Raw genomic sequence first — 11474 nt, forward strand, 5'->3', positions numbered from 1 at the left:
ATTTTGAATGCTGGATTTTGAAATACTGCATTTTTGATACTATTAGAGGCATTTACAAACATCATTAAACGGTACTATATTAGAAGTATCTCTTAAAACGAGGTATTAATAGTTACCCTTTAAATGTATTTGTAAAATGAAAAAATATAAATTAATAATCGCCGCCCTGGCTGCGACCGCCATATTTACAGTCGAATCCAATGCCCAATCTATCGTTGATCCGGGCGTTTCGGTTCATAATTACAAACATCCCAACAAGGCAGCGCAGGCCAAGACCAAGCAACCCAAAGTACAGGTTGCAACAATCAACACAGTTGAGCGAAACGGTAAATTCCAACGTGGAAAATACATGAGCACTACACCCAAGTACGCGCCAAGGCCCGCGACGCTGGTGGTAGTTAGGGATTACAAAGTAGAGGGAATTGAGATTAATCCGCTTTTGTCCCCACGTAACTACAAAACTCCAAATTTGAATACGGAAAATAACCGCAATGCCGATCAGGTGGCGGATTACGTGGACCAATCAAAAGATTCAGTGTATCCGACGACGGATTAGCCGCAATATCCGGACTCGCGAGCCGGTCCTTTGGGACCGGCATTTACTAGAAACCTATTTCTTAGCCCACAAAAAATCCAGCCGGATACCCAGCTGGATTTTTTGTGCCTATTAGCTTCGAAATATAGTTAGCTTCTGATATTATAATCTTTTCTCATTCAGGACAATGCGCAACTTAAAGCCTGCAAGATCCGTTTTTACTTCCTGACAAAGCCCATTTTTATAGGAATAAATTCCCTGTTTCCCGTCGGGCAGCGAGACGCCGTATTTTCCGTCAGACAGCTTTTTAACGCTGCACATTTTGCCGTAACGCTCTGAATAAACTTCGCTCACGTTAACAGGCTCTTTATAGTAAAGTCCGGTGATCGTGCTGCTGATCGGCGAGTTGAACACCATTTTAGGTTTATCCTCTGCATCTTCTCCCGAAAACATAATCTCATAAAGCGATTTAGTGCTGCTTTTGGTGAGCGTTTTCTCTTTCAGATCGCCATTCACATGGTGCGAACAAGTAGCGGAAACCAGCTTACCCTGCACGTAATCGGTCTGCGTCGCATATTTACCTTTGTAGAACATCACCTTGAAATCAGATTCGATCCGGTGCGTTTCCTTGTTATCAATTCCCTTATCATCAAAAACCTTCAAAGAGCCGATCGTTCTTCCTGCCACGATCACATCATATACATTCTGCGCCTTTGCTGACAATCCTGAAAGGAACAAAATCCCGAAAACCGTAATACTCAAAACTTTCATCCCTCTGTGATTTAGACCTGAAATTGCATGCAACTTATATATAACTGTATAAATTTTGTTCCTATTGCTTGCCGATGAATAAATCAGGTCGACCTTACTTTGCCTATTGCATTAAAAGAAACCGAATTTCAGGGTCAGGTTGTAGGAGATATTACTGAGATCTTTGTCACTGAGCCCATTTCCCTTCGCATTAAAAGTCTGCCTGTACGATACACCCGGGCTGAAACGCATCCATTTCAAAAGGTTAAATTCAACTTGCACCCCAGGTTCCATAACAAAGAAGAAGTTCGCGTTTTCATCGTCGTCATATTCGTCCCAATCATCAAAATCCCAATCGTCGAACTCGCGTCGATCATATTGCAATGTAAATCCGGAGCCGGTGAGCAGGTTTACATTGAAGTGTACCTTTTTGGTAGAAGCAACCACATATTCAGTCATTAAACCAAACTGGCCATACATATAGGTCATTTTATTGCCCGGGTAAGTCTGGTTCGCAAGCGGGACAGGAATGAAATTGGTTGTAGCTGCACCTTCCACCCCGATCATCAGCCGGCGGTTTATAAACCAGCCACCATAAAGCTCCGACATATTCGCATAGCTCCCGTTGATCTTGGTAAACTTGCTCGATAATGCGGCATATCCCCCCGATTTGCGGATTCCCGTATTCCGAAAGATCGTCTCATTTGCCTGCGCCTGCACAACATTCATTGCCGCGGCAGATAGCAGAAGTGTAAATAGTAGTAGTCGCTTTTTCATAATTGCTGGATGTTTTATTACCAGACAATCGAAAAAAACGTCCCCCCTATTCCTTTTTTAAATTTTCATTTGATTTTATTCCTTTAATGAAAAGTCGAGGTACTGGATCAGCGCCGGATTTTCGGGAGTAAGCGTAAAATATACTTCAATATCCCCTTTCTCCCCTTTCAGCAAAAATGTGCCCCTCAACTGATTTTCAGCGCGCATTTCGGAAGTTTCTTTGATTGCGCCTACTTTGGCGAGCAGTACGTCCAGCGCTTTCTTACGGTGCGGCAAAGAATGATCAGGAAAGAAATTCTCTGCAAAAATCCCGCTCTGCTCGGCATTTTTCCAATCAGGCAGAAGCTTGGTAATCTGTTCTTTCCGTTGTTTTAATATAGCCGAAACGGGCAATGGAAGCGGCTTCAAGCCAGCTAACTTAATAATCGTATCCAACACAGCGGTATTAACCGAGGACAAACCTGCATAAGTACGATTGGCATGTGCAATGATCCCGATCCCGTACTGAGGCAAGATCTGCCACTGGCTACCGAAGCCGGGTAAACCGCCCGTGTGCCCCACTCCCGTCCTTCCTTCACAATCCCGGCTCCACCGCAGCCCATAACCATAACCCGACGTGAGCGCATAGGGCCGGCCGCTGGGATATTTATAGTCTGCTACCAAACCGCTGAAACTCCACGGCATTTGCATTTCACGCACATCGCTCCGGGAAACCGGGCCCTTCTCCGGGCCTGAGCTTGCAGGCCAGGCAGACAAATGGAAGGCAACATATTTACTGAAATCCTCAATCGAAGTGATCAGCCCTCCCATTGCGCCGTAAGCGCCGTCGTGCAAAAGCTCTTCTTCCTTCCACACATCATCTTCATAACGGTATCCGTGCGCGAGCAGGTTTTTGGGAGATTTTGTGTATTCCCAAATCGTACTGCTCATGCCCAGTGGCTTAAATATCTTTTCATCAATATATTGCTGATAAGGTTTTCCCGAAACCACACTGATAATCCGGCCGAGCAAAGCGAATCCCAGATTGCTGTATTCATAAGAAATACCAGGCGCATTGGAAAACGAAATGCCGCTTTTGATCAGCGCGATCAGGTCTTCATCCTTATCATTGAGCTGCCGGTCGCCCCAGGGGTTGTCTTCCGGAAACCCCGCCGCGTGTGTCAGTAAGTGCCTGATCGTGATCGGGGGCGAGTCGGTGGTGGTCGCCGGCATATCTTTCAGTTCGGGAATATAGAGGTAGGCCGGGTCATCGAGTTTCAGTTTACTTTCCTTCCGCAGCGCCAGTATGCCCATTGCCGTTACACTTTTGGACATCGAGGCAATGCGAAACAGCGATTTTTCAGACGCTTTCGTTTTAGTCGCGATCTCGGTAAATCCCTGGCCACCAGCCATTACCAGCTGTCCGTCCACTACTACACCAAATGCCAGCCCAGGTAAGTGATGTTTGGCAGCCTGATTTCGGTACAGTTGCTCGATCACAGGCATAGTCGCCTTGATCCTAGCGATCCGATCGGGTTGTGCCTGGATTTTTCCTGTCAATAGTAATATGATAAATAAAGAGGTAAAAATGCACCTTTTCATAAGCCGCCGGAGAGTTTGGTAGAATGGCCAATTTAAGAAATCAGCAGGCGGACTGCAACAATTTAAAGGTAAATCACTAAATCTTTCTTTTGTACAACAGTTACTTTTTAATATTATTTAAATAATACCATCATACTGAATCTAAATTGTTGCATATACGTTAATTTTGCAGTGATTAAAAAGTATCGAATTGGTACAGTGCAATTTTAGATCATTTGGACCCTCACAGAATACTTGAAATAATTATATAGCAGGCAATTTAAAAGTACACAACTTCACACTCCGAAAAGAACAAAAAGCAAGTCATGAATTTATCAATATTCGCCCCCTCCGATTCCAGAAAATACCTGCGCCTTGCGGTGGCAGCCTTTTTCTTTGTTCAGGGATTAAGTTTTGCAGCCTGGGCCAGCCGCATTCCTGATATCAAAAATATGCTTCACCTGACAGAAGGTGGCCTGGGTACCGTATTGCTCGCATTACCGATCGGTTTAATGGCAAGTTTGCCCATTTCCGGCTGGATGGTAACACATTACGGAAGCCGCAAAATGGTATTGATCGGCGCTGTCCTATACGCGACGACACTCGCATTTATTGGTTTTGTAAGTCGCACAGAGCAGCTGGTTATCGTTTTATTCGCATTCGGACTATGGGGTAACCTCACCAATATTGCTATTAATACGCAGGCAGTTGCAGTGGAGCAGCTTTGGGGAAAATCTATTATGGCATCCTTCCACGGACTTTGGAGCCTTGCCGGATTCGTGAGCGCGATGATCGGCTCCCTATTTATTTCGGTAAATATTCCTCCGCATATTCATTTCATTTTCATTGCGATCGCTGCATTTGCGATCATTTTAATGGCGTATAAACACACGATGCCAGAAAGTGACAAAAACGAAGGGCAAGCTCAGCCGCTATTTGTAAAGCCCGACCGCGACCTGCTTACTCTGGGACTCATTGGATTTTGTGCGATGGTATGCGAAGGCGCGATGTTCGATTGGAGCGGCGTATATTTCCAGGAGGCAGTACACGTGCCGGCTTCCATGACCACACTGGGTTATGTAGCGTTTATGGGCACAATGACCGGCGGCCGTTTTGCCGGAGACTGGCTTGCTAACAAACTCGGAAGAAGAAAAATGTTGCAGATCAGCGGTATGTTAATGGGTGCAGGACTGGCTATTTCGGTGCTTTTCCCTTTCCTGGTTCCAGCTACTTTCGGTTTCCTGTTGGTCGGTTTTGGAGTTTCATCCGTGGTTCCTTTGGTGTATAGCGCAGCGGGAAAATCTACAACCATGTCGCCGGGAATGGCGCTTGCGGCGGTTTCTTCCATTAGTTTCATCGGCTTCCTGATCGGCCCTCCGTTGATCGGTATCGTAGCACAATTTGCGGACCTTCGCTGGTCTTTTGCGATCGTTGGCGTACTTGCTTCTATGACAGCCTATTTGTCGACCAAAGCCAAATTAATCAGCTAGGTTCGGTTGGTATAAAATTTTCAGTGAAAGGGATATCGGTTCGGTATCCCTTTTTCCATTTTAATATACTTCAATGAAAATCAAATCCCTGCTTTTCGTCGCTGCTTTTGCCCTATTCAGCCAGGCTGCCACCGCCCAGAAAGACACACTCCGGAGTCTTGATATGAACCTCGAAAACTATGAATATCCCTTTCCGGTATCCTTCATTGAATTCGATTCGCAGGCTGAGAAACTAAAAATGGCATATATGGTTGTCAAGCCTTCGAAAAGCAATGGAAAAAGCATTATGCTGCTGCACGGGAAAAATTTCAACGGAGCTTACTGGGAGCAAACAGCCAAAGCACTATCGGAAAAAGGTTACCAGGTTATCATTCCTGATCAGATTGGTTTCGGAAAATCAACCAAACCGCTGCATTTCCAATACTCTTTCCAGGAACTCGCTGCTGGCACAAAGCGGATACTTGACAAGCTGAATGTAACTAAAACGACCGTTTTGGGCCATTCAATGGGCGGAATGTTAGCTACGAGATTTACATTAATGTACCCGGAACTGGTAGAGAAACTGGTACTGGAAAATCCGCTCGGACTGGAAGATTACAAGGTGAAAGTGCCTTATCAATCCATTGACAAATGGTACATGAGCGAATTGAAAGCCGATTTTAACAGCATTAAAAACTACCAGCTCAACAGTTACTACGACGGAAAATGGAAGCCTGCCTATGATAAATGGGTCAATCTGCTCGCTGGCTGGACACTTAACAAGGATTATCCGCGTATCGCCTGGAACTCGGCCCTTACTTATGATATGATCTATTCCCAGCCGGTTTGCTACGAGTTTAACCAGATCAAGGTTCCTACGCTGCTGATCATCGGTCAGCGTGACCGTAGTGCAGTTGGCAAAAACCTGGCTTCTGAGGATGTCAAAAAGACACTGGGAAATTATCCTGCACTAGGCCGGCAGACGAAAGCTTTGATAAAACAAAGTGAGCTAGCCGAATTAAACGATATCGGCCACTCACCTCATATTGAAAACTTTGACAGGTTTATTCAACCTCTGATGAAATTCATTGACAAACCTTAATCACAGACAAACATTTATTATGAATGTAAATCAGCCAAAGAATTGTCTCACGTAATTTCGGCTGGTCAGAATTGCACTTTGTACATCCTTGATACTGCGTTCATAAGCTTTGTCTTCCACTTCGATCACAACCGGCCCGCGATAGCGAACATCAGTTAATGCAGCGAAAAATGCTCTCCAATTTACATCACCAAGCCCCGGCAGTTTGGGAGAATGGTATTCAAGCGGGTTTGCCATAATACCAACGCGATCTAATTTATTTTTGTAAACTTTCGCATCCTTCAAATGCACATGATGCAATCGTGATTGATAATTGTAAATTGGATAAGTTTCATCCATCATCTGCCAGATCATGTGCGACGGATCGTAGTTCAGTCCCAATGTCGGGCTGGGAATGATCTCGAACATCCTGTCCCACACCGCAGGACTGATCGCGAGGTTTTTTCCGCCCGGCCATTCATCATCAGTAAAGAACATCGGACAGTTCTCGATTGCGATCTTAATATTATTTTCTTCTGCTACCTTCACAATGGCAGGCCAAACGTCCGCAAAGCGGGCCAAGTTATCCTTGATACTTTTTGACGGATCGCGGCCGATGAAGGTGGTAACCACAGGTATGCCCAGCTTCGCAGCTCCCCTGATCACTTCCTTTATGTGTTCAATAAAGTATTCGGAACGGTTTGGGTCCGGGTCCAGGGGATTGGGATAGTAACCCAGTGCGGAGATAAAAACGTTTGCCTCCTTTAACGTATGTCTGATCTGCGACACCCTAGCTGGCGTGAGATCCAGTACATCTATGTGTGTCACGCCCGCATACCGCCTGCTGTCCGCATTGTCGCTCGGCCAGCACATCATTTCGACGCAGGAAAACCCGTGATTTGAAGCAAACTGAACAACATGTTCAAATCCGAAATCGGCTAAAATCGCGCTATTAAAACCTAATTGGAGCATAATACAGAGTTTTTGAGGTAAACTTCAGTAAAAAAGCAGCCCGGTTCAAGATTTACATCACAATCCCATCCAAAAATTCCGAGGCTTCATCAATTCAGGGCACCACTGGTAACTATCCCCACACCTTAAATCCTTTTCTTTTTAGTAATATTGACCTGGTAAAACCAATGAATTCTAACACTTTATACACTTATGGCAGACTCTGAACCGGGTATAGGAAAGAAAATACTCAGCTTTTTTATCAAAGAGAGCGAAGAACCAGCTAAAACTGCTGCGGTCACTAAACCTGCGGTTGGCCAGCCGGAGCCACAACCGGCGCCGACAGTGTCTAATGTAGCCGGGACGATGCAGATCGACAGAAAATTTGTCGATCACTTTGTGAGCCTTCTTGAAAAGGCCAATCTGCCCGGACCCGATTATTTCGAATACAAGCAGGCACTCCAAAGCATGGAAGGGCTTGGGCTGGGAGAAGAAAAACAGTTCCAGGCGGCCTGGGCGAGTTTTAAGGCAATGGGCGGCCCGAAAGAGCCGGCTATTTTGAAGTCTTCCGCAGATCAGTACCTGAATATCCTTGACAAAGACCGGTCTTCGTTTTTAAAAGATGTAGAAAAAGCGATCAAAGACAGAGTTGGTGCATTGCAGGAGGAACAGAAAAAGTTGGAAGAGTCAAATACCGCCATTTCACAGCAGATCCTCAATTTACAAAAGAAAATAGAGGACAATAAAAACAGGCTTGGACAGATTTCCGGAGAGGTAACCGAGCAGAGCGCGAAAATCAATGCGAACAAAGACAGTTTTGAGGCAACTCACGTGAGCTTTGTTGAACAAATTAAATCCGACTTGAATAAAATAAACCAATATCTCAAATAACCTGACTTATTATACAAATGGCAACACCAGATTTCTCACAGATAGGCGGATCGCAGGAAGACATTTCCAAGCGGTCGTACTGGAGTAAGCCGGAGGGCATTGCTTCGCTCCTTTTCCTTGGCGGACTCGGTGCCGCTGCATTATACTATTGGAACAAAATCGCCGGTTTCCTGATAGAAGTGACGCAAAACACTTTGTATCTCGGCTTTTTGCTGGCGATTTTGGCGCTCGTTATATTCCTTTTTACCAGCAGGGATGTGCGCACAGCCGTATTTTTTCTTTTCAAAACATTAATGCGTAAGATAACGGGACTTGTTATCAAGCTCGATCCTATTGCCATTATGAAGATCTATATCGACGATCTGAAAGAGAAAAGAGAGAAAATGCAGGGCCAGATCAATACGCTGGCGGGTCAGCTTGTGAAGCTGAACAAGAATATCAATCAGAATAACGAGCAGATCAAACAGAAATTCGCGGAGGCTAACAAAGCCAGTACCATGCTTGACAGGCCCGGAATGAAAGAAACTGCTTCACTGGCAACGATTGAAGGCGCTGGATTGCAGGAAATGAATGAGAAGCTTTTCCCCTTGCAGCGTAATATGAAAACGGTGCTGGAATTCATGGAAAAAGTGAACAAAAGTGCTGATTACATTATCAAGGAAACCGAGATCAAGGTTAAATTGAAAGAGGCTGAGTACAGAATTGTGAAGGAAAGCTCTAATGCATTGCGTACAGCAGTCAGCATTTTCAAAGGTAACCCTGACAAAAAGTTCTATTTCGACGAGTCGATGGAATATATCCAGGATGATATGAGCCAGAAACTGGGTGAAATGAAACGCGCGATGGATTTGTCGCTTGACTTTATCAATGGCGTGGACGTGCAGAACGGGTTGCTTTCCGACAAAGGTCAGGCGATGCTGGAAGCTTACAACTCCGGCCAGTTCAAATTCATCCAGCTTGACGCGCAGCCTCAGACAACCCGACCTCTGGAAGCGCCCAAGGATTCCAGCTATAAAGGACTTTTAGACTAAACTATTTTCGTTCACTTATTTAACATCGTTCAATTTACCGCACAAAACAATGAAAAGACTTACTGTCGCAGGCCGCCTGATTATCACGGCACTTATTATAGGAGCATTATTTGTAGGGTATAAATACTTTGGAGGCGAAAAAGCGCTGAACCAAATGGCCGAAGACCGGGCGCAGAACCCGGAAACCGAGGCATCCAATGCAAGTGAAACGGAGGCAGCACCTTCCGAAAATACACCTGAGAATTCGGAAGCCACGACTTCTGACAACTCTGCATTCACTTATACCCCGCCAGCCCCGGTCGATGGGAAATTGAAAGGAGTTGTAGAACTCGGTGCTAGCGGTTTCAACTCATTTATTATCAAAGTAGACGATCAAAAACGCTGGGCGCTTGAAAAGTCGGAGTTTGGGAATAGCCTTGTGACAGAGAATATGGCCACCGACGAGGATATTCGCATCGGTCTAAAAAAGTATATCGGCGGCATGCTCGATTTCGGGGTTAGCAGCAAGGATATTCACTTTGTAGTAAGTTCAGGAGCTGCGAAGGCTGATGTTACACAAAAGATTACCAAAGTTTTGAAGTCGATCGGATACGTGGTGAACCAGGTTACGGCCGAGCAGGAAGGTCAGCTTGCATTGAGATCAGTTTTGCCGGCTGAATATGCGAACAAGGCTTTTGTAGTGGATATTGGTTCTGGAAATACAAAAATGTCGTGGATGGAAGGCACCAAAGTGTCGGCCCTGGAATCTTACGGCGCGAAGTATTATCAGGAAGGCTCAGACGATTCGAAAGTATACGAAGAAGTATCGTCGAAAGCCAAGCAAGTCCCTGCAGACAAGCGTAAAACCTGCTTCATCATCGGCGGCGTACCCTTCGAAATGGCTAAGGAAGTACGGAAAGGCAAAGAGCGCTTCACAACGCTGAGCGAGCCACTAGCCTATTCAAAACTGACAAACGCCAAATCCAAAGCCGGCGTCAACATCTACAAAGCAGTAAAAGACGCCACCGGCTGCGACCAGTTCGTATTCGACTGGGACGCGAATTTCACGATCGGGTTTTTATTGGGGTTGTAATTTGAAGGGAGGAAAGGGAGGAGGGAGGAAAGGGAGGAAGTGTTTGTTCTCCCTTCCTCCTTTCTCCCCTTCCTCCTTCCTCCCTTCCTCCCTTGCTCCCTTTCCTCCCCTTCCTCCCTTTCCTCCCCCTTCCCATGACACTATCACAACTATTCGCCTACATTTCCGCTAATCCCTGGCCGGCGGCTATTTACTTTTGTATACTTCCTGTTCTTGCGTGGGGTATTGGAGAGGTTGCGCATGGAAGTCGGGATGTTAAATTGTAGAGTTACATTTATGCAGTCCTTGTTTATGCGACTTGCATTCCTGGTATTTTTGCAGTTACATTAAATATCTATTTGTTTCTCTTCGAAAGGCAGAGCATCTGGCAGGCTAATATCGTTTTGCAATTTCTTCCGGTCATTTCACTTGCTTTGACGTTGATGCTTATTAAAAGCAAGATACCTTTCTCACTAATTCCTGGTTTTGGCAAGATTTCCGGTTTCCTGACTCTCATTACCGCATTGATCGGGGTGATGTGGTTTATGGACCGAATCAACTTAGTAGCATGGACTTACGTCCCATTTTCTGTTATTTTAATAGGTTTTGTACTCACTTTGCTTGCTATTAGATTTGCATGGAGCAAACTGTTTTGAAATCCGGTACATATATTCAAATCTCCGTGGGCGACGAGCAGAGGCTGGAAGCGCGGGAATTGGTGGAATATTCTTTGCGTCACCATCATGTGTCGAATATCTGGGACGGTGCGCCGGGCGCCGGTGCGCCGGGCGTCGGATCGCCTGGTACGCTGGCGAGCACGAGGATGCTGCGATTTACGGGAACGCTCGGCGAGATCGTATTTGCGGATTGCTACCACCTTCCCAGACCCACCAAATCTTTCGGCGCAACCGACGGACAGGATTGGGGACAGGATTTTTTGATCCAATCTGAAAGTGAAAACTTTTCCGTCGATATTAAATCCATGAAACGCAAGTCGGGCACATTGGCGGGCGATTATGTTTTGAATATTCCCGCCTCGCAGCTGCATAAAAAAGGATCTAAGACCACGCATTACTTTTGCATCTCTTTCCACCAGTCCGACACGGACGGAACAATCGCCTCATTACTAGGTTTTATCGACAAATTCGCGCTTGAAAGTGGCTCAATCGGACAACTGTACAAGTCGGGCACGCGGCGGACAAGAACAGACGGAAGCACATTCACTTTCCATGAAAGCACTTACGAAATCGATTTCAAAGACATTGCGCCGCCGGTATTGACAGATTCACTCAGAAAGCGGGCGGGCTTTCGCATTTGCGAGCTGAAATGACTATTTTAGCGGCAGTTGCAGGTTGTGCTTTCACGCATTGAAAACCGG

12 protein-coding genes are annotated in these 11474 nt (G+C 45.7%); 8 read left to right on the forward strand and 4 right to left on the reverse strand.

The genetic code is table 11. The features are described 5' to 3' along the window. Positions 1-136: 136 nt before the first annotated feature. Positions 137-556, forward strand: coding sequence for a hypothetical protein (locus tag LZG94_RS10290; protein WP_233791808.1), 420 nt, complete (start codon positions 137-139; stop codon positions 554-556). A 141-nt stretch (positions 557-697) separates the two neighbouring features. On the opposite strand, the gene LZG94_RS10295 is transcribed toward LZG94_RS10290, so the two are convergent. The 3 genes from LZG94_RS10295 to LZG94_RS10305 all read right to left on the reverse strand — a co-directional run bounded on the left by LZG94_RS10295 (position 698) and on the right by LZG94_RS10305 (position 3643). Further along, positions 698-1306, reverse strand: coding sequence for a DUF6134 family protein (locus LZG94_RS10295; protein WP_215233302.1), 609 nt, complete (start codon positions 1304-1306; stop codon positions 698-700). A 111-nt stretch (positions 1307-1417) separates the two neighbouring features. After that, positions 1418-2062: a hypothetical protein gene (locus tag LZG94_RS10300; RefSeq protein ID WP_233791809.1), complete on the reverse strand. Its 645-nt coding sequence runs from the start codon at positions 2060-2062 to the stop codon at positions 1418-1420. Between the two features lie 75 nt (positions 2063-2137). After that, complete coding sequence (locus LZG94_RS10305; protein WP_233791810.1) at positions 2138-3643, reverse strand: serine hydrolase; 1506 nt, start codon at positions 3641-3643, stop codon at positions 2138-2140. A 305-nt stretch (positions 3644-3948) separates the two neighbouring features. On the opposite strand from LZG94_RS10305, the gene LZG94_RS10310 reads away from it, so the two are divergent. Beyond that, entirely contained in the window at positions 3949-5112 is a 1164-nt protein-coding gene (locus tag LZG94_RS10310; RefSeq protein WP_233791811.1) for an MFS transporter, read from the forward strand. Positions 5113-5185: 73 nt separating this feature from the next. Next, positions 5186-6193 (forward strand): alpha/beta fold hydrolase, encoded by a 1008-nt coding sequence (locus LZG94_RS10315; protein WP_233791812.1) that lies wholly within the window; start codon positions 5186-5188, stop codon positions 6191-6193. A gap of 30 nt (positions 6194-6223) precedes the next feature. On the opposite strand, the gene LZG94_RS10320 is transcribed toward LZG94_RS10315, so the two are convergent. Further along, complete coding sequence (locus LZG94_RS10320; protein WP_233791813.1) at positions 6224-7144, reverse strand: sugar phosphate isomerase/epimerase; 921 nt, start codon at positions 7142-7144, stop codon at positions 6224-6226. A gap of 192 nt (positions 7145-7336) precedes the next feature. Between LZG94_RS10320 and LZG94_RS10325 the strand changes: the two genes are divergently transcribed. From LZG94_RS10325 to LZG94_RS10345, 5 genes are all read left to right on the forward strand, one after another. Further along, entirely contained in the window at positions 7337-8014 is a 678-nt protein-coding gene (locus tag LZG94_RS10325) for a hypothetical protein (RefSeq protein WP_233791814.1), read from the forward strand. Between the two features lie 17 nt (positions 8015-8031). After that, the gene (locus LZG94_RS10330) at positions 8032-9045 is read left to right on the forward strand and encodes a hypothetical protein (RefSeq protein WP_233791815.1); all 1014 of its coding nucleotides are present in this window, start codon (positions 8032-8034) and stop codon (positions 9043-9045) included. A gap of 49 nt (positions 9046-9094) precedes the next feature. Then, entirely contained in the window at positions 9095-10117 is a 1023-nt protein-coding gene (locus tag LZG94_RS10335) for a hypothetical protein (protein ID WP_233791816.1), read from the forward strand. A gap of 338 nt (positions 10118-10455) precedes the next feature. Then, the gene (locus tag LZG94_RS10340; RefSeq protein ID WP_233791817.1) at positions 10456-10752 is read left to right on the forward strand and encodes a hypothetical protein; all 297 of its coding nucleotides are present in this window, start codon (positions 10456-10458) and stop codon (positions 10750-10752) included. Continuing rightward, the gene (locus tag LZG94_RS10345) at positions 10734-11426 is read left to right on the forward strand and encodes a hypothetical protein (RefSeq protein ID WP_233791818.1); all 693 of its coding nucleotides are present in this window, start codon (positions 10734-10736) and stop codon (positions 11424-11426) included. The genes LZG94_RS10340 and LZG94_RS10345 overlap by 19 nt, the downstream gene beginning before the upstream one ends. Positions 11427-11474: the final 48 nt, after the last annotated feature.

The organism is Dyadobacter sp. CY343 (assembly GCF_021390335.1).
Taxonomy (GTDB): domain Bacteria; phylum Bacteroidota; class Bacteroidia; order Cytophagales; family Spirosomataceae; genus Dyadobacter.